General features: G+C 46.6%; 21 protein-coding genes. 10 read left to right on the forward strand and 11 right to left on the reverse strand.

Annotation, left to right across the window (positions count from 1 at the left end):
* The 6 genes from carB (at position 1) to pyrB (ending at position 7,611) form a co-directional block, all read left to right on the forward strand.
* Complete coding sequence (carB, locus tag HQ39_RS02090) at positions 1 to 3,183, forward strand: carbamoyl-phosphate synthase large subunit (RefSeq protein WP_036863319.1); 3,183 nt, start codon at positions 1 to 3, stop codon at positions 3,181 to 3,183.
* Between the two features lie 14 nt (positions 3,184 to 3,197).
* The gene (locus HQ39_RS02095) at positions 3,198 to 3,944 is read left to right on the forward strand and encodes a dihydroorotate dehydrogenase electron transfer subunit (protein ID WP_036863322.1); all 747 of its coding nucleotides are present in this window, start codon (positions 3,198 to 3,200) and stop codon (positions 3,942 to 3,944) included.
* Positions 3,938 to 4,849: a dihydroorotate dehydrogenase gene (locus tag HQ39_RS02100; protein ID WP_036863325.1), complete on the forward strand. Its 912-nt coding sequence runs from the start codon at positions 3,938 to 3,940 to the stop codon at positions 4,847 to 4,849. The genes HQ39_RS02095 and HQ39_RS02100 overlap by 7 nt, the downstream gene beginning before the upstream one ends.
* A gap of 38 nt (positions 4,850 to 4,887) precedes the next feature.
* A complete protein-coding gene (gene pyrF / locus HQ39_RS02105) occupies positions 4,888 to 5,589 on the forward strand; it encodes an orotidine-5'-phosphate decarboxylase (protein WP_036863326.1) in 702 nt (233 codons plus the stop codon).
* A 277-nt stretch (positions 5,590 to 5,866) separates the two neighbouring features.
* Positions 5,867 to 6,508, forward strand: a complete 642-nt coding sequence (gene pyrE, locus HQ39_RS02110; RefSeq protein WP_036863521.1) for an orotate phosphoribosyltransferase — start codon at positions 5,867 to 5,869, stop codon at positions 6,506 to 6,508.
* Positions 6,509 to 6,528: 20 nt separating this feature from the next.
* The gene (gene pyrB, locus HQ39_RS02115) at positions 6,529 to 7,611 is read left to right on the forward strand and encodes an aspartate carbamoyltransferase (protein WP_036863328.1); all 1,083 of its coding nucleotides are present in this window, start codon (positions 6,529 to 6,531) and stop codon (positions 7,609 to 7,611) included.
* An 804-nt stretch (positions 7,612 to 8,415) separates the two neighbouring features.
* Here pyrB and HQ39_RS02120 read toward each other — a convergent pair.
* Positions 8,416 to 8,790, reverse strand: a complete 375-nt coding sequence (locus tag HQ39_RS02120; protein WP_036846891.1) for a helix-turn-helix domain-containing protein — start codon at positions 8,788 to 8,790, stop codon at positions 8,416 to 8,418.
* 287 nt (positions 8,791 to 9,077) lie between these two features.
* Between HQ39_RS02120 and HQ39_RS02125 the strand changes: the two genes are divergently transcribed.
* Positions 9,078 to 9,821, forward strand: coding sequence for a DUF3944 domain-containing protein (locus HQ39_RS02125; RefSeq protein ID WP_036863331.1), 744 nt, complete (start codon positions 9,078 to 9,080; stop codon positions 9,819 to 9,821).
* A 103-nt stretch (positions 9,822 to 9,924) separates the two neighbouring features.
* Here HQ39_RS02125 and HQ39_RS02130 read toward each other — a convergent pair whose 3' ends face one another.
* Both HQ39_RS02130 and HQ39_RS02135 read right to left on the reverse strand, forming a co-directional pair.
* Positions 9,925 to 11,160 carry a DUF438 domain-containing protein gene (locus HQ39_RS02130; RefSeq protein WP_036863334.1) on the reverse strand — a complete coding sequence of 412 codons (1,236 nt, stop codon included), beginning with the start codon at positions 11,158 to 11,160 and terminating at the stop codon, positions 9,925 to 9,927.
* Positions 11,161 to 11,163: 3 nt separating this feature from the next.
* Positions 11,164 to 11,499, reverse strand: coding sequence for a cupin domain-containing protein (locus HQ39_RS02135; RefSeq protein ID WP_036846882.1), 336 nt, complete (start codon positions 11,497 to 11,499; stop codon positions 11,164 to 11,166).
* A gap of 146 nt (positions 11,500 to 11,645) precedes the next feature.
* On the opposite strand from HQ39_RS02135, the gene HQ39_RS02140 reads away from it, so the two are divergent.
* Positions 11,646 to 13,184, forward strand: coding sequence for a PepSY-associated TM helix domain-containing protein (locus HQ39_RS02140; RefSeq protein ID WP_036789469.1), 1,539 nt, complete (start codon positions 11,646 to 11,648; stop codon positions 13,182 to 13,184).
* 10 nt (positions 13,185 to 13,194) lie between these two features.
* On the opposite strand, the gene HQ39_RS02145 is transcribed toward HQ39_RS02140, so the two are convergent.
* The 8 genes from HQ39_RS02145 to HQ39_RS02180 form a co-directional block, all read right to left on the reverse strand.
* On the reverse strand, positions 13,195 to 13,974 hold the full coding sequence (locus tag HQ39_RS02145; RefSeq protein WP_036863338.1) for a hypothetical protein: 780 nt from the start codon (positions 13,972 to 13,974) through the stop codon (positions 13,195 to 13,197).
* A gap of 109 nt (positions 13,975 to 14,083) precedes the next feature.
* Positions 14,084 to 15,151 carry an A/G-specific adenine glycosylase gene (mutY, locus tag HQ39_RS02150; protein ID WP_036863341.1) on the reverse strand — a complete coding sequence of 356 codons (1,068 nt, stop codon included), beginning with the start codon at positions 15,149 to 15,151 and terminating at the stop codon, positions 14,084 to 14,086.
* 9 nt (positions 15,152 to 15,160) lie between these two features.
* On the reverse strand, positions 15,161 to 16,102 hold the full coding sequence (locus HQ39_RS02155; protein WP_036789478.1) for a ribose-phosphate pyrophosphokinase: 942 nt from the start codon (positions 16,100 to 16,102) through the stop codon (positions 15,161 to 15,163).
* Positions 16,103 to 16,640: 538 nt separating this feature from the next.
* Positions 16,641 to 18,053: a Gfo/Idh/MocA family protein gene (locus tag HQ39_RS02160; RefSeq protein ID WP_036789481.1), complete on the reverse strand. Its 1,413-nt coding sequence runs from the start codon at positions 18,051 to 18,053 to the stop codon at positions 16,641 to 16,643.
* Between the two features lie 122 nt (positions 18,054 to 18,175).
* On the reverse strand, positions 18,176 to 18,760 hold the full coding sequence (locus HQ39_RS02165) for a Maf family nucleotide pyrophosphatase (RefSeq protein WP_036863343.1): 585 nt from the start codon (positions 18,758 to 18,760) through the stop codon (positions 18,176 to 18,178).
* Between the two features lie 17 nt (positions 18,761 to 18,777).
* Positions 18,778 to 19,299, reverse strand: a complete 522-nt coding sequence (locus HQ39_RS02170) for a KdsC family phosphatase (protein ID WP_036789483.1) — start codon at positions 19,297 to 19,299, stop codon at positions 18,778 to 18,780.
* Positions 19,292 to 20,095: a Rossmann-like and DUF2520 domain-containing protein gene (locus HQ39_RS02175; protein ID WP_036863346.1), complete on the reverse strand. Its 804-nt coding sequence runs from the start codon at positions 20,093 to 20,095 to the stop codon at positions 19,292 to 19,294. The genes HQ39_RS02170 and HQ39_RS02175 overlap by 8 nt, the downstream gene beginning before the upstream one ends.
* 11 nt (positions 20,096 to 20,106) lie before the next feature.
* Positions 20,107 to 20,652, reverse strand: coding sequence for a nitroreductase family protein (locus HQ39_RS02180; protein ID WP_036789492.1), 546 nt, complete (start codon positions 20,650 to 20,652; stop codon positions 20,107 to 20,109).
* 789 nt (positions 20,653 to 21,441) lie between these two features.
* On the opposite strand from HQ39_RS02180, the gene HQ39_RS02190 reads away from it, so the two are divergent.
* Positions 21,442 to 22,221: an SDR family NAD(P)-dependent oxidoreductase gene (locus HQ39_RS02190; protein WP_036846865.1), complete on the forward strand. Its 780-nt coding sequence runs from the start codon at positions 21,442 to 21,444 to the stop codon at positions 22,219 to 22,221.
* A 221-nt stretch (positions 22,222 to 22,442) separates the two neighbouring features.
* Positions 22,443 to 24,089, forward strand: a complete 1,647-nt coding sequence (locus HQ39_RS09135; protein WP_052079360.1) for a DNA/RNA non-specific endonuclease — start codon at positions 22,443 to 22,445, stop codon at positions 24,087 to 24,089.

Genomic DNA, 24,089 nt, shown 5'->3' on the forward strand with positions numbered 1-24,089 from the left:
ATGCCAAAGAGAACAGACATAAAGAAGATAATGGTGATAGGCTCCGGTCCTATCGTGATAGGTCAGGCTGCGGAGTTTGACTACGCAGGAACACAAGCCTGCATCGCCTTGAAAGAAGAGGGGTATGAAGTGATTCTTCTCAACTCCAATCCGGCAACAATCATGACGGATACCAACATGGCAGATAAAGTCTATATGGAGCCTCTTACACTGGAATATGCCGCAAAGATCATTCGCTATGAGAGACCCGATGCCCTTCTTCCAAGCTTGGGAGGTCAGACAGGGCTTAATCTGTCCATGCAGCTTGCCAAGAAAGGTATATTGGACGAGTGTAAGGTAGAGATGCTTGGTACTTCTCTTACCTGTATAGAGAGAGCGGAAGACAGAGATCTCTTTAAGGAGTTGTGCAAAGGGCTGGGTGAACCGGTGCTTCCGTCCAAGATCGCTCACACCATAGAAGAGGGTGTGGAAGTGGCTGCGGAGATCGGATATCCGGTGGTGCTTCGTCCTGCATTCACACTCGGAGGTACCGGTGGTGGTTTTGCAGATGATGAAGATGAGCTTAGAGAGCTTATGCGCAATGCACTGTTCCTCTCTCCCGTTCATCAGGTTCTTATAGAGAAGAGCATCAAAGGCTACAAGGAGATCGAGTTTGAAGTGATGCGAGACAGCAACGACACCGCAATGGCAATCTGTAGCATGGAGAATATAGATCCGGTAGGCGTACACACGGGAGACTCTATCGTGGTAGCACCAAGCCAGACACTGACCAATAAGGAGGTGCAGATGTTGCGAGACAGTGCCCTTCGTATCATCCGTGAACTGAAGATAGAGGGAGGATGTAACGTGCAGTTTGCTTTGGATCCACTCTCTTTCAACTACTATTTGATAGAGGTCAATCCTCGTGTTTCTCGCTCTTCGGCTTTGGCTTCCAAGGCAACAGGCTATCCGATAGCTCGTGTTACGGCAAAGGTTGCTGTGGGAATGCATCTGGATGAAATCCTTATCAAGGATCTGCCGGCTTGCTGTGAGCCTACGATAGACTATGTTGTAACAAAGGTGGCTCGCTTCCCATTCGATAAGTTCAGCGATGCTTCCAATGTACTCGGTACGCAGATGAAAGCCACCGGAGAGGTGATGAGTATCGGACGTACCATGGAAGAGTCTTTCCTTAAGGCTATCCGCAGTTTGGAGCAGGGCGTATGCCACGTTCACAAGAAGAGCTTCGACGACAAGACCACTGCGGAACTTTTGGAATACATTAAGACTCCGACCGATGAACGTGTCTATGCGATCGCTCAGCTTATCCGCAACGGAGTAGACCTTTCTCTTATCTACAACAATACGAAGATAGACTTGTTCTTCCTTGAGAAGTTCAAAAACATAGTGGAACATGAGGTTCTGGTTCGTAATAATGTCAGGGATGCCGCTGTTCTGAAAGAGGTGAAGAAGCTGGGCTTTAGTGATCAGTATGTGGGAATGCTCTGGAACATGAGTCAGGAAGAGATGTATCTTTTCCGCAAAGAACACCGCATCTATCCGGTCTATAAGATGATGGATAGCTGTGCAGGGCAGACCGATCGAGACATTCCTTACTTCTATTCCACTTACGAGAGCGAGTCGGAATCTACTCCGAGCGATAAGAAAAAGATTCTCGTATTGGGTTCAGGTCCTATACGTATAGGGCAGGGAGTGGAGTTTGATTACTCTACCGTTCATGCCGTATGGTCTATCAGAGAAGCCGGTTATGAGGCTATCATCATCAACAATAACCCGGAAACCGTATCTACGGACTATACTACAAGCGATAAGTTATACTTTGAACCGCTCACGGTGGAAGATGTCATGAATGTGTACGATCTGGAAAAACCTGTCGGCACTATCGTGTCTCTCGGAGGACAGACAGCGATTAACCTTGCAGAGCCACTACATAAACTTGGTGTGCCCATTATCGGTACCGATGTGGAGGCAATACGCAACGCAGAAGACCGTGGATGCTTTGAGCGCATCATGGAAGAGCTGAAAATCCCTCAACCGGAAGCGGAAGCCGTAACCAACATAGAGGATGGTGTGAAAGCAGCAGCACGCATAGGCTATCCGGTACTCGTGAGACCGAGCTACGTTCTTGGTGGTAGAGCCATGCAGATAGTATCCAATGAGGAGAGACTGCGCCACTATCTTCAAAATGCGGTAGAGCTTAACACCGATCAGCCGGTGCTTGTGGACAGATATATTATAGGTAAAGAGCTTGAGATAGATGCCATCTGTGATGGAACGGATGTCTTTATACCGGGTATCATGGAGCACGTGGAGAGAACAGGTATTCACTCCGGAGACTCCATCAGTGTCTATCCGACATTCTCGGTAAGCCAGAAAGTGAAAGAGACCATCCTTGAATACTCCAAGCAGTTGGGCTTGCGAATCGGTATAAGAGGACTGTTCAATATCCAGTTTATCGTGGACGACAAAGAGGAGGTTTACGTCATTGAGGTTAATCCTCGCTCTTCACGTACTGTGCCGTTCTTGTCCAAAGCAACCGGAATCCAGATGGCTCACTTGGCTACACAGGTTATGCTGGGCAAGAGTCTGAAAGAACTCGGATACAGCTCCGAGTATCCGGCAGAAAAGAAACGTTGGTATGTGAAAGCTCCGACATTCTCCTTTGCCAAAATAAGGGGTATGGACTCTTATCTCAGCCCGGAAATGAAATCCACCGGCGAGGCTATCGGGTACGACAAAACGCTTACTCGTGCGTTGTATAAAGCTCTCCAAGCTACGGGAATGAATGTGGCAAACTACGGAACCGTGATTGTTACACTTGCCGATGCCGCTAAAGAGAAAGCTCTTCCACTCATAAGACGTTTTTACAACCTTGGCTTTAACATAGAAGCCACTACCGGTACGGCAAAATATTTGAGAGAAAACGGAATCCGGACACGCACACTGCACAAGCTGAGCGAAGGCAGCACAGAGATTATAGACTCTCTAAGACAAGGTTATGTGAGCTATGTGATCAACTCGATAGATGTAAATCAGCACAATACCCGTCTGGATGGCTACGAAATACGTAGAGCCGCTGTGGAGAACAACGTTACCGTCTTCACCGCATTGGAAACCGTGAAAGTGTTGCTGGATGTGCTGGAAGAGATCACTCTTAAAGTTTCGACCATAGATGCCGAATAAATAAAACGAATATAATGTACAAGAAAGGAAGATATACTATCCTTAGTAATGTCAATATCGCCAAGGATGTCTGGCAGATGATATTGGAGGGAGATACCCGATACCTTTCCCGTCCCGGTCAGTTCGTCAATATCCTTGTCCAAGGGCATTTCCTGCGTCGTCCCATTTCTGTTTGCGACTATGATGACGGCACTATGACTCTTATATATAAGGTCTTTGGCTCCGGGACGGATATACTCTCCAAGATGAATGCAGGAGTCGAGCTTGACCTCCTGACAGGTCTTGGTAACGGCTTCGATATATCTGTATCTGCTTCCCGTCCGCTTCTTGTGGGGGGGGGAGTGGGTGTACCTCCTCTTTACAGGCTTTGTAAGGATCTTTCCGATAATGGAGCTGCGCCAATCGTGGTGTTGGGTTTTAATACCGAGAAAGAGATCTTCTATGCCGATAAGTTTGCCGAGATTCCCGGAACAACGGTATATGTCGCCACGGTGGATGGCAGCCATGGATTCAAAGGATTGGTTACGGAGCTTATCATGGACAGCCCGGAGTGTCGGAGTGCAGACTATCTTTTCACCTGCGGACCGACACCCATGCTGAGAGCTCTCCATGCTCTGCCTTTCACCGGGCAGTTCTCTTTTGAAGAGAGAATGGGCTGCGGCTTTGGAGGATGTATGGGATGCACACACAAGACAACAGAAGGATACAAGCGAGTTTGCTTGGAAGGCCCTGTATTCAGAAAGGAGGAGATCGTATGGTAGACTTATCTGTAAATCTTAGCGGAGTGGAGTTGGATAATCCCATTATCCCTGCAAGCGGAACATTCGGGTTCGGTCAGGAGTACGCTCCTTTCTATGATCTCAACATACTTGGCTCCATCTCTTTCAAGGGGACTACCAAAGAACCTCGATTCGGTAACCCTACCCCTCGCATTGCAGAGTGCACGGAGGGAATGCTTAACGCGGTCGGGTTGCAAAATCCCGGCGTTCATAAGGTGATAGAAGAGGAACTTCCCCGACTGGCAAAGATCTTCAAGAAACCGTTGGTGGCTAATATCAGCGGATTTTCATTGGAAGAGTATGTCTATTGTACCGAGTTGATGAGCGAAGTGGAGCAGGTCGGCATCATCGAGATCAACGTCAGCTGTCCCAACGTCAAGCACGGAGGGATGAGTTTTGGCACTTATCCCGATCAGGCTGCACTCGTAACCAAGCATGTGAAAGCCGTAAGCAAGAAACCGGTTTATATCAAGTTGAGTCCGAACGTTACGGATATCGTCTCCATTGCAAAGGCATGCGAAGCGGAAGGTGCAGATGGTCTTTGTCTGATCAATACGCTTTTGGGCATGCGCTTTGACCTCAAAAAGCGTCGTCCCATCCTTGCCAATGGTACGGGCGGATTCTCAGGACCTGCGATATTTCCCATAGCTCTTCGCATGGTGTATCAGACACACAAGGCGGTCTCGATCCCCATCATGGGATGCGGAGGCGTGATGACGGCACGGGATGTTCTGGAAATGATGATGGCAGGAGCCACTGCCGTGCAGGTCGGATCCGCCAATCTCATCAATCCCTATGCCTCTAAGGAGATCATCGAAGCGCTTCCGGCGGAGATGGAGAAGCTGGGCATCTCATCCCTCAGGGAGATTATCGGTGTGGCAGAATAAGAGTAAAAGAACACTATTATAGTCAGAAACAGAACAACATGGCAAAAGATGTAATCATAGCTTGCGACTTCGAGAGCGCAGAGGCTACGCTCCGTTTCCTGGATCTTTTCCGGGACGAGAAGCCTTATGTCAAGATTGGGATGGAGCTTTACTACGCTGCAGGTCCCGAAATCGTAAGAGAGATAAAGAAGCGCGGACACAAGATTTTCTTGGATCTCAAGCTTCACGACATACCCAATACCGTAAAGAAAGCGATGGCTGTCCTCTCCAAGCTGGATGTGGATATGACTAACGTTCATGCTGCCGGTACGGTGGAGATGATGCGTGCCGCCGTTGAGGGACTCACCAGACCGGATGGTTCTCGTCCGCTGCTCATTGCGGTAACGCAGCTTACGTCCACTTCGCAGGAGCGCATGAATGAAGATCTGCTCATACAAGGCGATATCAACGACGTCATAGCTCACTATGCAAAAAATGCCGAGCGTGCCGGACTCGATGGCGTGGTCTGCTCTCCGCTCGAAGCGGCGGGTGTGAAAGAAGCAACACACCCCTCTTTCCTGACCATCACGCCCGGTGTACGCTTTGCTGATGGGGATAAAGGCGATCAGGTACGCGTAACCACCCCCGAACGTGCTCGCGAAATCGGGTCGGACTACATAGTGGTGGGGCGTCCCATCACTGCTGCTCCCGATCCGGTGGAGGCTTATCGGAGGGTCTGTCGAGACTTCTTGCAGCGATGAAAAAAGTCGCATCCTGAAAACGTGTACAGCGTTCTGATTTTTAGCTTGATGTAAAGGAATTGAAATTTCCTTTCGGAAAGGGCAAAATTTCTATGCGGACGAAAATAAATTTCTATGCGGAAAGAAATTTTTCCCCTAAAGGAAGAAGAAAAAAACGGAGCCGCCCGAATGATAAAAAACAGCAATGACAATCTCCAAATTCGGAGAGACCGACTGCACGCTTTTTCACCCTCGGCACAACATATACATTCACCTCAAAACAGATATTAAAGAAGACATGGAAAATCTATCAAGAGATATAGCGGAAAAACTCCTCTCTATCAGAGCAGTTTTTTTGAGCCCGAAAGCTCCTTTTACGTGGGCAAGCGGTATCAAGAGCCCCATCTACTGCGACAATCGCCTCACTTTGAGCTATCCGAAGATTAGGGAAGCGGTGGAGGAAGGACTCGCAACTCTCATCCGCGAACACTATCCGGACGTGGAGGTGCTCATGGGAACATCCACCGCCGGCATCGCTCATGCAGCCATCACAGCCACCATTCTCGATCTGCCCATGGGCTATGTCCGCAGCGGTGCCAAGGACCACGGACGAACCAACCAGATCGAAGGACACCTTGAACCGGGACAAAAAGTTGTCGTCGTGGAAGATCTCATCTCCACAGCCGGCTCCTCTCTGGACGTTGTCGAGGTATTGCGCCAAGCCGGAGCCGATGTGCTCGGCATCGTAAGCATCTTCACTTATGGCATGAAGAAGGGTATCGACCGCCTCGAAGCCGCCGGTGTCAAAAATGTCTCCCTCTCCAACGTGGACACTCTCGTGGAAGTTGCCGTGGAGAAAGGGTACATCGCGCCCGAAGAGAAGGAACAGGTGATCGCCTTCCGTAACAACCCTTCGGACGAATCTTGGATCAGACAGTAATCCCTAACCTCTCCTTTCTCATGAGACACTGTATAGAACCTACCGATTTTACTTCGCAAGAAGTGCGAGACCTCATCGCCCTTGCCGAAGATATGATAGCCCGCCCGGCTGCCTATGCCGAAGTGTGTAGGGGAAAGAAGTTGGCAACGCTCTTCTACGAGCCGAGCACACGCACCAGACTCAGCTTCACGGCTGCGATGATGGAGCTTGGAGGAAATGTTCTCGGCTTCTCCGATGCACAAAACTCCTCTGTCTCCAAAGGCGAGACCGTTGCCGACACCGCTCGTGTCGTATCTACCTATGCAGACATCATAGCCATGCGACACTTTAAGGAGGGTGCCGCCCTGGTCGCATCGCAGTACGGCTCCATCCCGGTCATTAACGCCGGAGACGGTAGCCACTCTCATCCCACACAGACACTAACGGATCTTCTGACGATTCATCGTGAACTGGGCAGACTCGACAAGCTCACCATCGGTCTTTGCGGAGACCTCAAGTATGGGCGCACGGTGCATTCTCTTATCAAAGCAATGTCCGGATTCGAGAACATACACTTCGTTCTCATCTCGCCCGACTCGCTCCGCCTGCCGGACTATATGCGGAAAGAGCTGGAGCGTCAGGCAAGTCTCTCCTATACCGAAAGCGACAGCATCGAAGCCGTCATCGGGACGTTGGACATTCTCTACATGACACGCGTACAGAAAGAACGCTTTTCGGACATCGCCGAATACGATCGGGTAAAGGATCTCTACATCTTGGACGAAGAAAAGATGGCGCTTGCCCCTGAAAGGATGATCGTCCTGCACCCACTTCCACGCGTGAACGAAATATCGCCGGAGATAGACAACGACCCCCGAAGTGCCTACTTCCGACAGGTGGCAAACGGCAAATACATCCGCATGGCACTTATCCTTACACTCCTCCGAGCCGCCGAAGGTATCGCCTTGGAGCCTAAAGTGCCACGCATTGCACATGGAACGCACAGAGGAGATCACCGCTGCTCCAATCCGGTCTGCATCACTGCCTCCGAGCCGCTTTATGCTCAGTACATCGAGCACAACGGCGAAAAGCTCTGCGCATACTGCGAAAACTTTATCGGGTAGCATTCCCGCCGAAAAATATACAAAAGAGCATCCTAAGTTTTGGCTTGGGATGCTCTTCTGTTTTTGGAGAGCTTTTATATAAAAACGACCTCTCCGAAATTCGTCCTAAATCTCCTCTTTCTTCCCCTTTTTCCTCCTCCTAAAATTTGAAGATCGCAATAAGGTTCTAATAATTAGGTAGATATGAAAAATCGCGAATTTGGAAAAAATTTTTTCTCAGTCCATTTCATGGGGCTTTTTCGCGTTAATATATGCGAATTTTAACAGGGTAATATGTAAATAAACTTTAACTTGATTTTATGCCCCAAAACGGCAAAAAGAGGGTGAAAATTCTTAATATTCTAATTATCAGCATTATAAGTTAAAATTCTTAATACGTTAATCGAATCCGGTAAACGTGTTTAATGAAATCGGTAAACGTGTTCGTTGAAAAATTAAACACGTTAAGCCGGAAGAATATGCTCGTTTAGTGTTTTGAGTGAACAGGTATCGGAAATTGTGTTAATAAAATGGGGCGGATTTAACAATTCGGTCGTGCTCTCAAAACACCTCCTCCGAGTGAAATAGAAAGAGGGAAGAGAGGAGGGATGGAATATATAAAAATGGGTTCCGATTCGGGGCTATAAATTTCCTTCTTCCTATTATTAAATGATATTTTTGGATATTTATGCTCGCTCTTTTATGGATAAATGTATAACAAGACAAAGCCGTTCATTGAGAAAGAAACTTAAAATAAATGAGGGTTATCTGTTTGATATTTTTTCTTCTTCCTCCAATGAAAGATAATAAGTAGATGTGATCCTCTTATTCCTTTTCTTGTAAGATTTGTTTGAGCAATGTAATCTGACCATTCAATGCTTCGATGGTTGCTTCGTACTGCTCTATAAGCTTTTCAGAAGGAGAGTTATGGTATTCTTCATAGTTGTGCCATGTGCTATTGGGAGCTGTATTATTGAAATTGAATATTTTCTTATCATCAAATCCCAATATTTGTATTGGTTCTACTTTAAGGATTTCGCTGATTTGATTTAAGCGTCCAATAGTTAGTTGAGTCTCTCCTGTTTCTATCTTAGAATACGCACGAGTAGAAATACCAAGATTATCTGCCATGTATTCCTGAGTAATGTCTTGTAATTCTCGAATCTGCCTAATTTTTCGTTCGGGATGTTCTATTGCCATAGTTATAAATATTGTTTCTGAGGAATTGATATTTTGTTCAAAAATAGCAGAAATAGTTCATAAAAAGAAATATTATGGCTACTTTGTCTAATTCCCAGGCTTTATATTTGTGAATAAAGTTAAATCAATTACAGAAAATGCTTCTGTTGAAAAAAATTACAGCAACTCAACCTGTAATGTCGGTTTTGATTTTTTTCTTTTTCTATTGCCTGTTGTAGGCTTATACTCTAAGTTAGGCAAAGAATATGGCAGATGTGATACGTATAACTAATGAAAAATAAAATTTTATGGCTACAAAAAAAGACTTGGAATTTCTTTATCATGCGGAGAATGAAGATCTTCGCATTTTGGTTGACTATTTAACCAAAAATAAAAATGGAGATGCCAGACTGACGGAATGTCTGACAGAAACAGAGGAATATAAGAAGTATTATCCTCACAACCTGAATCTCATGGTGGAATCAATTATTGATGAATTGCAACGATTTGGAGGAAATACGTTTCTTAATATAATAAGAGGAGGCGGAGTTGAGTATAAAAAGATTCTGATTAAGGTTGCAAAAAAGAAAAAAGTAAACTTCAAAAAGGAATCTTCAGTAGAGGTTATTGAAACATATCTTCTCCAAAAGATCTTGACGGATTCAATAGAAAATGCAAGTATGGAGGATCTGGAGAAGATGGCTAAAGAAATGCAGATTCATACTGCAGGATTAGAGAAGGAAGCAATAATAGCACTCATACAAGCTGAAATAAGAAGAAAAGGATTCTACTATTACAAGATGGTTGTTGTGATTGCCAATAAGATTGCAAAGCTTATTCTTGGTAGAGGACTTCCTCTGATTCTTAATGCTACTTTGACACGTGCTTTAAGTATTTTTTCCGGACCAATAGGTTGGACAATTCTTGCGATATGGACAGCCTTTGATATAGCAGGACCGGCTTATAGAGTCATTATTCCATCTGTTATTCATATTGCTTATATGAGAATGAAATACTTAAATCCCTCTTTTTCTGAACAAATGAAAGAATAGGAGAAGATAGTTTTATAGTCTTTTGAATCAATAAGAAAAGAGAGAAAGTAGCTCATCCGGTTTGATACTTTCTCTCTTTTCTATTTTTTTTATTATGAATAGCTTACTTCTCCGAGTATGATAGCAGGCGTTGATCGCCTTCCAGTCTGCGCAGTTCGGTAATATCTTGCGTTACTTCCACTACTCCGAGATACTCTCCATCTGTTCCTCGCAGAGCGGTGTACTCTATATAGATAAATCTGCCCATGAAGTTGGAGAGCCAGAAAGCGGCTTTGTTCTCGGCTCCGGACTTGAAGTCGTTGATGATTTGTTCTACTATGTGAACGCTGTGAGGAGGATGACACATTCGGACATCCCTGCCTATGATGGAACGGTTACGCTCAAAGACACGCTTCGGACTATGGGAGAAGAACTTTACTTTATCCTCTTTGTCCACAAAGGTGATATCTATCGGTAGGGTAACGAAGAGGCTTTCGAGCTCTTTCATATCGAAGCTACCGGATGACAGTCTTATGGCATCACCGGAAAGGTAAGTGGGTTCGTTTGCTACTTCTTCCGTGGGTTGCCATTCGGTTGTAGGGTCATAAAGACAGAAGCCGAACTGGGGTGTTTCGACATAGATGCTGTACCACTCTTTTTCCGAAAGGGTGTCCATGCACATCGGGAGCAGGATCTCTTCCTCTTTCATGATCATTCCTTGTATTGCCTCAATAGCGGGTACGATAACGTCCGGTACTGCTGCGCAAAACTCCTGAATGGTAGGCATCGGTTTGCGACCCAATAGTTCGTGTGCGGCTTTAAGGTAGGCACGAGTTTCGTCATGCTTGCCCCACATTACTTTTGGAGGCCCTGTAATGCCGGCTTTTTCGAGGTAAGGGAAGAGGGCGTACTCTTTTCGGAGGTAGTGTTTATTTACATCGGAGAGTTCGTTAAAGAGTGCATGTATCTGCAAGAGACTCTTTTCCCAATCGTTTGGATCGAGTTTGGGCAGATTTTCCAGTATCTCTTCTATCTTCACTATCCGAGCTTCCAACGCTCTGTTTTCTTGCTTGAACGTGTCTACCGGATGCCCCGGAGGAACATTCTTAGCGTGTGAAGTGTCTATGCTGCCATCGAGTACTGCGGCGTGTATATCGCATAACTTCAAGATCTCACTCTCAGGGAGACCTTCGGCTATCAGCTCTTGCTCTACCTCCACAACCTCGTTGTAGGGAACGGCTTTCAGCATCTCCATGAGTCTTTTCTTCACTTGTTCGGGTGCTGTACCTCGGTGAAGTTCGAGGATAAGATGCTTGAGCATCTCTTTTCTTTGGGATGAGTTGTTGATATATTCGCTCATGGTTTACTTTCCTTTAATCATTGTCAAAACCATCTTAAAGCTTTCCACCGCTTGCAGAGCGTGCGGAACGTTGGCAGGCATGATGATGATCTCACCGGCTTTCACGCTATGAGGTTTTCCGCCTATACGTATCTCTGCTTCTCCTTCTATGATCTGTACCAAAGCGTCAAAGGGTGCAGTGTGTTCGCTTAGTCCTTGTCCTTTGTCGAATGAGAAGAGTGTAACGTTGCCTACATCGTTTTTGAGTATCTGCTTGCTTATGATTCCTCCTTCGGAGTATTCGATTTCGTTAGAAAGACCAAATACGGTTGCAGAGGGAAATGTTGCTCTTTTTTCCATAATTCTAATTGGTTTGAGTGTTTGTTTATGCAAATATAGGAGACTTCTTTATTGTTTATCGTGATTTATGTTACAGCTTTTCGAGAGATTTATTTGCTACTTTTGCACGAAAACAGATACTCATCTAAAAACAGATTTCTACTGATATGAACAGGGCTTTTAAGAAGTACCACAAATGGATAGGGCTGTTTGTTTGCTTCTTTATTATTCTGTCTGCTCTTTCCGGCATTGTTCTCAATCACCGGAGAGCGGTTTCACGCATAGATATTCCAAGATCGGCACTGCCGGCGAGTTATGGTTATACCAACTGGAACAACGGAGCAGTGAAAGGGACTATCAGGCTTGGTGGAGACTCCGTACTGCTCTACGGCACTGCCGGGATGTTGTTGTCCGATACGTTGCATCGCTCCTTTGCGGCGTTTAATGCCGGTCTTCTCACGGGCGCAGATAATAGAATCGTGAACAGAGTAGTATCCACACCGGATGAGCAGCGGTATGCAATCACCACATTCGATCTGTACAGACTTGGCGCAGATAACCGATGGGAAAATCTCACAGCACGTGCAGGGATAGATGAACGTATATCCGACCTCACGGTCAAAGGTGATACGCTGGTTGTGCTGACCCGTTCAAAGGTGTATCATGCCGCTTATCCTTACCTCTCTTTTCACTCTCACGAAATCAAAGAGCCGGAAGGATACGTTGCGAAAACCTCTCTGTTCCGTACATTTTGGCTGCTACACAGTGGCGAGCTATTCGGTCTGCCGGGACAGCTATTGGTTGATTTTCTTGGGGTACTGCTTATAGTGATGTGCTTGACCGGGATAGCATTCACCTTCATCCCGAAACTCGTTCGTTACAGACGCAAGAAACAGCTGGCGATAAAACCTGCAATGAATGCTCTCAAGCTCTCTATCAAGTGGCACAATAAGGTTGGCGCACTCTTCTTGGTGCTCTTCCTTGTTCTGGGCATTACGGGTACTTTTTTGCGTCCTCCGCTTCTGATTGCCATTATCCGCTCTGACGTGAAACCTCTGCCCGGCTCTGTGCTGGACGATCCTAACCCTTGGAGGGACAAACTGCGCAATTTGCGTTACGATGCCAACACTTCCGACTGGCTGTTGTACACCTCTTCCGGATTTTTCTCTCTTGCTTCTTTGGATGCTGTTCCTCGCCCTGTCGCTTACACTCCTCCCGTCAGCGTGATGGGTATAAACTGTATGGAGCCTGCTCCAAACGGCTGGACGGTGGGATCTTTCAGTGGACTTTTTTCCTGGGACAGGGTCAATGGTGTTATCACGGACCGTCAGACCGGAGAGGTGGTACCGAAAAAGAGAAAGCCTGCAGGCAGACCTGTATTTAATAATCAGGTCAGCGGATACAGTAGAGACTTTTCTGCCGGCAAAGAGATTGTGTTCAGCTATAATACCGGAGCGCAAACATCGGACGGATCAGCCTTTGCAGAGATGCCGGAGATCCTTAAAAAAGGAAGACTCTCACTATGGCATACTGCTTTGGAGATACACGTTGGGCGTGCATACAATCCGGTGATCGGGCCTTTCTCGGATCTCTTTATCTTTCTGTTCGGACTCCTTTTTACCTTTATTCTTATCTCAGGTTACATCGTTTACAGACACTCTTACAAGCGCAATAGAAAGAGAGGAGCAAAGAGCCGGAAGCCGTAATGGTCGAATTTCAGGAGCGTTTCTCTGTCGGGAAATTGATACTGAGCTGTTTGAATGTCTTCGTTCCGTCTTCAAACAGAATCTCTATCTTGATGATGTGTTTCAGCTCTTTTGTCGGTTTTGGGGCGATCTTCAGACGGCATAGCGTCATCTCGCCCAAGCCAAGAAGACGGCAAGAGGAGAAGTCGAACTTGGACAATAAACACTCTATCCTGCCTGCAAGCTCTTCCACATTAGGGTCTTCTTTTTTGATCGGCTCGAATTTTTGTTTCTTCTCATCCCAGGCAAACTCTTCCTTATACCCCGATTGGATAAACGGATCAAGAGCATTGGAGTAGAAGATTATAATATCATTCAGAGAAGCTCCTGCCGGATGAGCATCGTCCCATGCCGCGTCACTTGTTACGTTTATCCCGGTAATGGCATTTGAGTTATAGTAGTATCTGTAGCTGCGACCAAAGGATCGGAAAGCATCTCCTTTGATAGTATAGGTAAGAGCATCGTACTTTGTATCCTTGTTTTTATTGCATAACGCCTTGTATCCGGCGAGATCTTCACCTTTGGAATCCCAGCCCAAAACCAGCACGCTATGTGCCCATCGGATGTTGATGGAGTTCTCATAGGAGTAATAGGTCGCTTCCAGATTTTTTGCATTATCCAGATAGCCCAACACGTAATGGGGGATATGTATCTTCCCTTCCTCGAATCGTCCGCCTCTGAATAGCCAATTGCAGCCTTGAAACATCAGTACCACAAGAGCGGAAAGGAGTATCAAATATGCTTTTTTCATAGGTTGTTCTGTTGTTTTGAGACTGTTAGTTCTCGAATAAAACTCTCATACTCCACAAAGATACTATTTTATGCATTAGATGCTGAATCTTATATAGGGGAAATCTATCCTATTCCGAAGAGAGGTGTAGTGGAAAGTGTCTGTCCAGAAACTCTCTCAGCGGTTTTGGAAAAGCTATTCTGTTGTGCGACTCAAGGGGAATGGAAAAGAACGGAGGCATTGGCAGTTCTTCCTTTTTCTGCTCCGAAGTATATATCTGTATGTTCAGTCTGCGGTGTGTCAGCTGGTGTGTCGTCTCCCATAACAGCTCATATCCCGGAGAGTCTGTATCCTCCGGAGAGAGCGTCGGAAACTCATGCAACGCCTTCCAGATACTCTTCTTGTCTCGCTGCCGCACTATCAGCTCCCCATCTTGAGAGAAGCAGAGAAGGTACCGGATGCTCTCCTCCTTTACCGCCACACGCTTCTCCTTTCTGGGCAGAAGATCCACCAGATCCGCTTTGCGAGCCAGACACTCACGCTCTAAGGGGCACTCTTCGCAGACAGTCCCTTTAGGGCGACATTGCAATGCCCCAAAATCCATGATTGCCTGGTTATAGAGAGCAGGTTCATTCTCATCCATGTACTCCTGAGCCATATCTGCAAAGAGCTTTTTCCCTGCTGTGGTGTCTATCGGAGTATCTATGCCGTTGAAGCGGGAAAGCACTCGATAAACATTCCCATCCACTACGGCAACAGCTTCACCGAATGCAATGGATGCAATAGCTGCAGCGGTGTATGCCCCCACACCTTTAAGCGTGAGCAGCTCTCGGTATGTGGAGGGAAAGATGCCCCCTTTCTCGTTGCAGATCTGCCTTGCTGCCTCCATCATGTTGTGCGCACGAGAGTAATAGCCCAACCCTTCCCACAGATGTAAGACCTCCTCTTCGGGAGCTTCCGCAAGCGATCGGACTGTCGGATAACGCTCTACAAAACGGAGATAGTAACCCCATCCCTGCTTTACCTGTGTCTGTTGGAGGATGATCTCGGATATCCATATCTTGTACGGATCTTGGGTCTGTCTCCAAGGCAGATCTCTACCGTTTTCCGAGTACCACCGTAAAAGAGAAGAGCGAAAGAGGCTTGCCCTTTCGCTCTTCTCTTTTGTTCTATTTTTCTCTACTCCTTTAAGGAACATCGGACACACTTAGATGTTGTACAATGAGCTTATAGACTCGTGGCAGGATACCCGCTTGATGGCTTCCGCAAACATATCCGCAACGCTGAGGATGCGTACATTATGGCACTCTTTACGGTATGGAATGGAGTCTGTGAAGATCATTTCCGACAAGGCAGACGCTGCAACACGTTCGGTTGCCGGGTCGCTCATCACGGCGTGGCTGGCTATCGCACGGACGCTCTTCGCTCCATTTTCCAGCATGAGGTTGGCTGCCTTGGTGATTGTTCCTGCTGTGTCTACGATGTCATCGATAAGCAGAACATCTTTTCCTTCTACTTCCCCTATGATGCGCATCTCTGCAACCTCATTGGCTTTAAGCCTGCTCTTGTGGCAGATAACCATTGGGACTCCCAGATAGCGGGCATAAGAGTTGGCACGCTTGGTACCACCCACATCCGGAGTTGCGATAACGAGATTGTCCATGCTCAATGTCTCCTGAATGTAGTTGGAGAAGACATTCGATGCGTAAAGGTGATCCACAGGGACATTAAAGAATCCCTGAATCTGATCGGCATGAAGGTCCATGGTGATCAAGCGACATATTCCGGCAGCACAAAGCATATCGGCTATCAGCTTGGCACCGATGGAGACACGAGGTTTATCCTTACGGTCTTGACGCGCCCAACCGAAGTAAGGGATGACAGCCACGATATAGTGGGCACTTGCACGCTTTGCCGCATCTATCATCAGCAAAAGCTCCATAAGATTATCCGATGTCGGTACCGTACTCTGTACCAAATAGACATCTTTTCCACGAATGGACTCTTCATAATAGACACTGAATTCTCCGTCTGCGAATCGGTCTACTTGCATCTTTCCAAGTTCACAACCGAGGCTTTGACATATTTTTTCTGCCAAGTATCGGGAGTTTGTTCCTGAGAAGATCAGAAAATCTCGTTCTTTACTCATATTCAGATTTTAATAGGTATATGTAGAATATATGGGGTGTCCCAAATATGTTACAAAAATACAAACAATTTCTATAGGAGCAAGGCGGGAAGAGAAAAGCCTTGCAGGGTAAACAGCCTTCGGACAAAAGAGCTTTGTTTCCTCTCTTGGATAGTAGCTTTCTTGCCGGTTTGCTCTTCTCTTTTTCTCTCATTCCATGATGAAAAAAGGGTCTGAGAGCATATAAAACTTCTTCTGAACAGGTAAAAAAGTCTCTTTGAACCTTATCAAATCCTCACTTCAAGGCTTGAATGGTAAAAATCAAGGCTCACTTTCTGCAATTCAGGTCTTGAATCTTGCTGTTCCAACCTTGATTTTCTTGTTTGAATCTGTTCAGACTCTTTTTTTATTACTATAAGAGAAAGTTTTGAACGGGATAAGAAAATAATTGCGCAGCGGATACAACCATAAAAAGAGAGGGCTACCCGATGAAAATATCGGATAGCCCTCTCTTCTGTTTGCGAATACGGAGTGTCGAATCCGCAGATATTTTAGAGGTTTACTTCTTAAACTCCAGCTTGGATAGCTTATTCCAGTGACCGCGAGTAAAGTCCGGAATCTCTACCGGAGCAGAACCGTTGTCGAGAGAAATCTCTGTAAGCGGAATCAGACAGCACCACTCTGCAAGGTCGTACACGTCCATATCCAAAGGAAGACCCTTTTGTAGACAGTAGATCAAGCGATAGTCCATGATGAAGTCCATACCACCGTGTCCTCCGACACGCTTTGCAGTCTCTTCAAGTTCTACATCCACGATCGGGTGGCGGTATTTTTCCATCAACTGCTTGCGTACTTCGTCCGGAACAAAGTTGTGTGTGTCGAGATCTTCGTGGTTCAGGGTAGTCTCCTTATCCAGATCCTTTCCGCTAAGAGCAAAGCCCGGAGTGGGATATTTATTGGCAAATCCTTTTGTCCCGGAGATTTGATACAGACGGTTATATGGTCTTGGAGAAGCAACGTCATGCTGAATCATGATGGTCTTACCCTTTTCGGTGCGGATCATTGTCATCGTATGGTCGCCGTTGCGGAAGTCTTTTACCTCTTCTCCTGTTCTCTCTTTGATAAGAGCCGGAATCTGCAAAGGCTTTGTGTCCATGCTGACAAGGTAGTTGAGTTTATCTCCACGGTGAATGTTCATCGCCTGACAAACCGGGCCGAGACCGTGTGTAGGATATACATCGCCTCTGTGCTTGCGGTTGTAGTCCAGTCTCCAGTCGTTCCAGTATGCGCTCCAGAAGTCGTTCAGAGAGTGGATATACGCGCCTTCGCCATGTATCACCTCACCAAGCAGACCTTGTTGAACCATGTTCAGAGTAGTAAGCTCGAAGAAGTCATATACGCAGTTTTCAAGCTGCATACAGTGTTTCCTTGTGCGTTCGGAAGTGTTGATAAGATCCCAAATCTCTTCCATGGTCATCGCAGCAGGTACTTCGATAGCCACGTGCTTGCCATCGTTCATCGCCTGAACACCCATCTTCGCGTGTGAAGACCAGTCTGTGGCGATGTAGATAAGATCCAGATTTTCCATTGCAGAGAGCTTACGCCATACCGCAGTGTCTCCATAAAATTCTTGAGCCTTGGGCAAGCCTGCTTCCACAAGCTTTGCATTGACCTTCTCTACACGATCCTGCTCTACGTCGCATAGTGCCACGATCTCCACTCCCGGTATGTTCATCATGCGATATACGGCACCGGGGCCTCTCATACCAAGTCCTATAAATCCGACTCTTACGGTAGGAAGCGGTTCGGTGGCAAGCTCCAATACGTGCTCCTGACCTGCCGGTCTTTCCGGGACTTCGACTTTAATGATGTTGTCTTTTTCGGACGTCGATTTCTCCGAAGGCGTACAAGCAAACATGGCTACTCCCATAAGAGCTGCCAACACTAAGCTTGTGAGCTGTTTAATCTTCATGTTCTTATAAGTTTTATGTGTTATGGAATATACGATTCTATGTTTGAGCCTCGTGGCAAAACATCCTCCCAAAGGTACAAAATAATGTTGAATAATAGCCTTTTAGAGGTTTTGCCTGCTTTTTACTTGGATACCCCGGAAAGGCATTTCTCTATCTCATGACGGAGTAGAGAGGTTGGCAGCCCCATCACATTGTAGAAAGATCCTTCCACTTTCTCTACCGCTATGAGCCCTATCCACTCTTGTATGCCGTATGCACCGGCTTTGTCCAGAGGGGAGTAGGCGTCCACATAGTAGCGGATGGTCTCTTGGGAGAGGGGGCGAAAATATACTTTTGTCACGGCACTTGTCTTACAGACCCTCCCTTTATAGGATAGCACCACGCCGGTAATCACTTCGTGCATTTTCCCGGACAGGAGCGAGAGGATGCGTACAGCGTCTTCTTTATCTTTCGGTTTGCCTATGATCTCTCCATCGAGGAGGACTATCGTGTCTGCCGTAATGAGCAGCTCGTCTTTTGAAACCAACGGACCTATGGCACGAGCCTTTTTCTCTGCCAAAAATTCAGGGACTTTTCTTGGGTCCATCTCGGGAGAAAAGTCCTCTTGACAGGGTGCGGTGCGAACCTCTATCTTATACCCCATTTTCCGAAGAAGATCTTTTCTTCTTGGGGAGCTGCTTCCAAGTATTATCTTAGTACGTGGCATATTTTGTTATTCTATATTTACCATCCAAAGGCATCCCCGGTTAGCCATAGCCCTTTGGCTTTCATCAACTGTTCCAATACGTCTCTGGCAACTCCCATGCCTCCTTCCACCGGAGAGATGTAGTGCGCTATTGCTTTCACTTCAGGAGCAGCATCGGCAGGTGCAACGGCGAGTCCGCTACGCGACATTACCGGTATGTCCGGAATATCATCGCCTACATAGATCACCTCATGAGGCTGTAGCCCGGTCTTTTGTAAGAAGTCTTCCCACTGCTCTGTCTTGTTGGAGGCTTTCATATAGACGTGCGTCATGCCGAGTGCATTGTATCGCAACGGCAGGGAGGGAGAATAGCCTCCTGTGATGATACCTAAAATGAGCCCTTGATCTGTGGCTTGCTTGATGGCATAGCCATCTCGAACATTCACGGTACGCTTTGGAATGCCACTCTCATCCATATCGATGGTGGTCTTGGAAAGTACTCCATCGACATCGAATATGACTGCTTTGAATGGTCTTAGGTCTTCTAAAATTCTACTCATCTGAATCTTTTGTGTGGTGCGACAACTGTTGGATGTTATGGCTAACGCTCCTATACACTTCGGTAAGCGAAGGCAAGCCCTCCTCTTCCAGCAGTGAAAGGTGGCGCGAAAGCACGTTACGGTCTCCTCTTACCGCCGGTCCGGTCTGGCTCTTATCCGCTCCCATCTCCATCGCTTTAGCCATGGTCTCTTGTATGAGAGGGTTCAGAAGGGTCTCTTCCAGCCCATACCTCTTGAGCAGAAGGGCTGCGGAGTGCAGCATATTATTGGAAAAGTTGCAGGCAAAAACCGCTGCGAGGTGCAGGATAAGCCGTTCTCCGGAACCGGTCTCCCTGATCTGCTTGCTCTGAAGAGCAGAGGCAAGTGTCTGTATAGCCTCCTTTGCTTTTTCGTCGGAAGCCTCTACGAACAGAGGAACATCGGACATATCCAACGCTCTGGAGCGTGAAAACGTCTGCAACGGATAGAACACACCGATATGGGGATGGGGAGAAAGTGTCTGCATGGGAATGCTTCCTGCCGTGTGCAGAAGCACTGCATCGGGAGAGATATGCCGGCAAAGCTGCCCGGCAAGAGCGGCTAAGGCGGTGTCCGTAACGGACAGGAGGTAGATGTCTGCCGTTCGGGGAAGCTCTTCCACTCTTGTTACTCCTTTGGTGTCGAGCTTCCGAGCCAATGCTTCTGCGTGCTTTGCCGTGGCACTCATCACGCCCAAACATCGGAGATTAGCCTTTGAGAGAGCTGTCCCTATGTGGGTGGCGACATTGCCGGAGCCTACAAGACAGAAGGTGTACATGGAGAGCGGAATCAGTCTTCTATATCCTTAAATGTGTCTATGGATACACGTCCCCAGTCTATCTCTATATCACGGAATGCGAGATCTTCATCATTGGCAGGGACACCGAGTGCAAGGATGCAGAGGACTCCTATGCTCGGAGGGATGTTCAGTACTCTCTTCACGACGGCTTCGCTCTCTTCTCCGTCGGGAGAGGTGGAGTCTGCCACGTGTATCCAGCATGAGCCAAGCTCCAGATCGGTAACGGCGAGCTGCATCATAGTGGCAGCGATGGCGGCTTCTGCTTCCGGACGGCGCGACTTATTGAGATCCACAGCCACAACGATAGCCAACGGAGCTTCTGCCAAAAACTTACTGCCCATCTTCTTACTCTTGGACAACGCTTCCAGCGTGCTCTTATCTTCTACTACAATAAAACGTGTGGCGTTGGTACTCATCGAGGATGGCGCACGAAGCCCTACCTCTAATATCTCCTGTACAGCCTCTTGAGGGACAGGGACGGGAGCAAACTTGCGAATGCTTTTACGCTTGGAGGATATAAAATGTACGTGACTCATATCTTTCTTCTTTTGTTGTCTGTTAGGTGTCTGATGCCTGACACAAAACCTTGTTGTAAAGGCTTCACGAAGATAGTTATATTTTCCGTAAAAGAGGGAAGAGATGTTCCCTCTTCAGGTACTCTTTTAGGCTCTTTTAAGGAGAACTTTTATATAAAAACGGAGAGCCGGAGTTCCTCTTTTTTGCTCCGCTTTTTCTCCCGGTTGGAGGGCATGAAAAAATGAAGAGGTGTATTAACTCTTTTATATTCAAATGTATATGGAAAATCGCGAATTTGGAAAAAATTTTTTCTCAGTCCGTTTCATGGGCGCTTTTCGCGTTAATAGGTGTAAATTTCAATGCCTGCGCCTGTGAATATTTCCTAATAAAGAAATCTGCCTTTTTAGGTACATTTTAAGGTGAAAATGCTTAATTGGTTGATATTGAGAGTTTTGATGTTTTTGGCTAAATACTTTAATTGAAACCGGTAAACGTATTAAATGAAATCGGTAAATACGTTTACCGGTTTCGTTTAATACGTTAAGCCGACAAAATATACTGCTTTATCGTTTTGGATGAATAGGTATCGGAAATTGTGTTAATAAAACAGCTCCGATTTAACAGTTTGGTCGTGCTCTGAAAACGACCCCTCCGATCAAAATAGAGAGAGGGAAAAAAGAGAGCTTTTTTTGGTACTAAATATATAAAAACAGAGCTGTGGTGCGGAATGGAAACATAGGTTAAAAATAGGAAATTCGGGAAAGGTATCATCGTTTTTCTTTACATTCGTATATACAAACTGTTGTTTTATGTCGGATAAGAGAAGAACATTGATAACGGGAGCATCCGGAGGTCTTGGTATGGAGATTGCGATGCTGATGGCGAGCAATGGTCATCACCTCGTTTTGGTAGCAAGAAACGAGGAGAGATTGCTTTCTTTGAAGCTCTACATAGAGCAGTCCTTCGGGGTCTCTGCCGATATCGTTGCCATGGATCTTGCTCTTGTCGAGTCTCCTCGCAGGCTTTACGATCTGGTTAGAGAGCAAGGCTTCGAGATAGAGATCCTTGTAAACAATGCGGGGTTTGGCGATTTTGCTCCGTTTTGTACCTCCGATCTGAAAAAACAACAGGAGATGATCGCTCTGAACATCTCTGCCGTGGTGGAGCTTTGTCATCTTTTCGGACAGGAGATGGTATGGCTCAAGAAGGGGCGGATACTGAATGTTGCCAGCATTGCGGCTTTTCAGCCCGGTCCGTACATGAGTATTTATTATGCGACAAAGGCGTTTGTCCTCTCTTTTTCCGAAGCTCTTGCAACAGAGCTGGAGGGAACGGGTGTTTCCGTGACGGCTCTATGCCCCGGACCTATACGGACGGGCTTTGAGGCGAGAGCCGATCTCTTGGCTTCGGGACTGTTTAGGAATCTAAAGGTGAGCGAGCCTCAAGATGTGGCGCGATTTGGTTACGAAGCAATGATGAGAGGGCAGGTGGTTGCCATTCATGGCGTATGGAACCGGCTGTTGGTCTTTTCGGGAAGATTTGCTCCAAGGAGTTGGGTACGGAATATGGTACGTCGCATACAAGCATAAACAGAACGGAAAAAAGTGTTACTATTGTCTCTCGAAAAGAGATAAGGCGTGAAGAAACGAAACGGAATAGAAAATAAGGATTAGAAAACAGACAGAAAGTTTTACACAATAGTCGCCCTTCGTGATAAAGCACCGACCTGTCGGTGGATCTTTGAGCATATAAAGTATGGAGAGCTTGTGATAGAAGAAAAGGGCGATGGTGGCAAAAAGATACTTTAGGTATGATGTACACAAAAGAAGAACATAGGGCTTCCCTGAGTGGAGCCATGCTACTTCTCTTTTTGGTCGCTTTCGGAACGGTTTCTTGTAAGCAGGAGAGCGGTATTAAAGTGCCTCAAAAGAAAGAGCAGATCGGACTTACTTTTTCTGCAAACTTTGCAGACGAGAGTTTACGTGCCCTTGATGGAGAGTGGGCATCCGGAGATAAAATCGGAGTCTTTACGAGAATGAGCCGTCCGGAAGCTGTATGGAACAAAGGAGAGCTGATAGCAGATAATAATCTGTTTATAAATGAGACAGGCGGCAGCCGTGCCATTTTCCGCCCGGCTTCGAGTTCGGACGAGATACATCTGATGGAAGGGCAGAAGATAGACATACTTGCCTACTATCCGCATAGAACTCCCCTCGATGAGAAGAGTGTTTCGCTTTCCGTTTCGGATCAGTCTGCTCCGGAGCAGATCAATCTTCTATATGCCGATAATCTGAATGGTATCACCAGTAAAAGCAGTGCAGCGGATCTGGTCTTCCGCCATGCGTTGTCCAAAGTGCGTTTTAATGTGCGCTCTACCGATGGCTCTTCTCTTGAAGGATTGCAGGTAACTCTGCAGGGATTTCCTACAAAAGGGCGTTTTGACCTCCTCTCTCGCACATGGAGTATAGAGCCGGCGGCCGGAGAGACTGTTACGGCCAAGATAGACGGAACAGGATCGGAGGTGAGAGCCGAAGCGTTCATCCTGCCTTCGGAAAAGAGTAGTGCAATGCGAGTGCTGTTTAAGCTGCCTTCCGGAAAAGAGTATATATGGAATATCCGTGTGGATAGCCATGCTTTTCAGATGGGATATGAATATAGTTATGGTATCAATCTTAAGCCGGGAGGACTTATCCCGGACGACAAGGTCGGTTATCGGGAGCTGCCCCAAAAGCGTTCTTTGCCCAATACGCTCGTTCATACTCACTTCTCAACCGAGCTGAATGGTGCAAGAAACTACACATTCCTGCTCGACACCAAGCTTAAGTTTGCCTATTGGGTGGCTTATCCTCTCCACGGATTCTATTTGGGCAACTTCAAGAGATTGAATAACTTTGACTTTGACCCCGATGTCCCGAAAGAGTATCAGGCTCGTCTTGATAAGAGAGGGTATCAGAGCAAGGATGGAATAAAGTATGATAGAGGGCATCAACTCCCAAGCGGAGACAGGACAGCAGGTCGAAAGCTGAACGATGCTACCTTCTATGCAACCAATATGACACCTCAAGCAAGCGATCTGAACCAGCGGATCTGGCAGAGATTAGAGGGACAGATCAGAACATGGCAAGCCGGACTGGTTGCCAATGGAGTGGGAAAAGATACGCTATATGTGGTTACCGGAGCCGGTATGGAGGATGGCGAACCGGTACACATGGCTCAGGATAATGACGGACGCGATTGTCCTGCTCCGCACTATTACTATAAGGTGCTGGCTAAGATGGACAAACATGGAGAATTTCATACGATAGGATTTATCATGAAAAATACTTCCGAGATTTCAGGTGATAATTATATGAAATACAAGTGTACGGTAAAGGAGGTGGAAAGAAAGACCGGATTTACCTTTTTCCCATTCTTGAAAGATGAAGTGAAGAATAAAATAGAAGATCATCTTTGGTGA

Origin of the sequence: Porphyromonas sp. COT-108 OH2963 (assembly GCF_000768895.1) — a bacterium.
Taxonomy (GTDB): Bacteria; Bacteroidota; Bacteroidia; order Bacteroidales; family Porphyromonadaceae; genus Porphyromonas_A; species Porphyromonas_A canoris.

What these genes read in the sequence shown, in the direction of transcription:
- HQ39_RS02160 (WP_036789481.1), bottom strand. Translation starts at nt 18,053, where the DNA reads ATGAAGATTAAACAGCTCACAAGCTTAGTGTTGGCAGCTCTTATGGGA.
- HQ39_RS02175 (WP_036863346.1), bottom strand. Translation starts at nt 20,095, where the DNA reads ATGTACACCTTCTGTCTTGTAGGCTCCGGCAATGTCGCCACCCACATA.
- mutY (WP_036863341.1), bottom strand. Translation starts at nt 15,151, where the DNA reads ATGTTCCTTAAAGGAGTAGAGAAAAATAGAACAAAAGAGAAGAGCGAA.
- HQ39_RS02180 (WP_036789492.1), bottom strand. Translation starts at nt 20,652, where the DNA reads ATGAGTCACGTACATTTTATATCCTCCAAGCGTAAAAGCATTCGCAAG.
- HQ39_RS02145 (WP_036863338.1), bottom strand. Translation starts at nt 13,974, where the DNA reads ATGAAAAAAGCATATTTGATACTCCTTTCCGCTCTTGTGGTACTGATG.
- HQ39_RS02135 (WP_036846882.1), bottom strand. Translation starts at nt 11,499, where the DNA reads ATGGAAAAAAGAGCAACATTTCCCTCTGCAACCGTATTTGGTCTTTCT.
- HQ39_RS02190 (WP_036846865.1), top strand. Translation starts at nt 21,442, where the DNA reads ATGTCGGATAAGAGAAGAACATTGATAACGGGAGCATCCGGAGGTCTT.
- HQ39_RS02095 (WP_036863322.1), top strand. Translation starts at nt 3,198, where the DNA reads ATGTACAAGAAAGGAAGATATACTATCCTTAGTAATGTCAATATCGCC.
- pyrF (WP_036863326.1), top strand. Translation starts at nt 4,888, where the DNA reads ATGGCAAAAGATGTAATCATAGCTTGCGACTTCGAGAGCGCAGAGGCT.
- HQ39_RS02170 (WP_036789483.1), bottom strand. Translation starts at nt 19,299, where the DNA reads ATGAGTAGAATTTTAGAAGACCTAAGACCATTCAAAGCAGTCATATTC.
- HQ39_RS02155 (WP_036789478.1), bottom strand. Translation starts at nt 16,102, where the DNA reads ATGAGTAAAGAACGAGATTTTCTGATCTTCTCAGGAACAAACTCCCGA.
- carB (WP_036863319.1), top strand. Translation starts at nt 1, where the DNA reads ATGCCAAAGAGAACAGACATAAAGAAGATAATGGTGATAGGCTCCGGT.
- HQ39_RS02130 (WP_036863334.1), bottom strand. Translation starts at nt 11,160, where the DNA reads ATGAGCGAATATATCAACAACTCATCCCAAAGAAAAGAGATGCTCAAG.
- HQ39_RS02140 (WP_036789469.1), top strand. Translation starts at nt 11,646, where the DNA reads ATGAACAGGGCTTTTAAGAAGTACCACAAATGGATAGGGCTGTTTGTT.
- pyrB (WP_036863328.1), top strand. Translation starts at nt 6,529, where the DNA reads ATGAGACACTGTATAGAACCTACCGATTTTACTTCGCAAGAAGTGCGA.
- HQ39_RS02100 (WP_036863325.1), top strand. Translation starts at nt 3,938, where the DNA reads ATGGTAGACTTATCTGTAAATCTTAGCGGAGTGGAGTTGGATAATCCC.
- HQ39_RS02165 (WP_036863343.1), bottom strand. Translation starts at nt 18,760, where the DNA reads ATGCCACGTACTAAGATAATACTTGGAAGCAGCTCCCCAAGAAGAAAA.
- HQ39_RS09135 (WP_052079360.1), top strand. Translation starts at nt 22,443, where the DNA reads ATGATGTACACAAAAGAAGAACATAGGGCTTCCCTGAGTGGAGCCATG.
- pyrE (WP_036863521.1), top strand. Translation starts at nt 5,867, where the DNA reads ATGGAAAATCTATCAAGAGATATAGCGGAAAAACTCCTCTCTATCAGA.
- HQ39_RS02125 (WP_036863331.1), top strand. Translation starts at nt 9,078, where the DNA reads ATGGCTACAAAAAAAGACTTGGAATTTCTTTATCATGCGGAGAATGAA.
- HQ39_RS02120 (WP_036846891.1), bottom strand. Translation starts at nt 8,790, where the DNA reads ATGGCAATAGAACATCCCGAACGAAAAATTAGGCAGATTCGAGAATTA.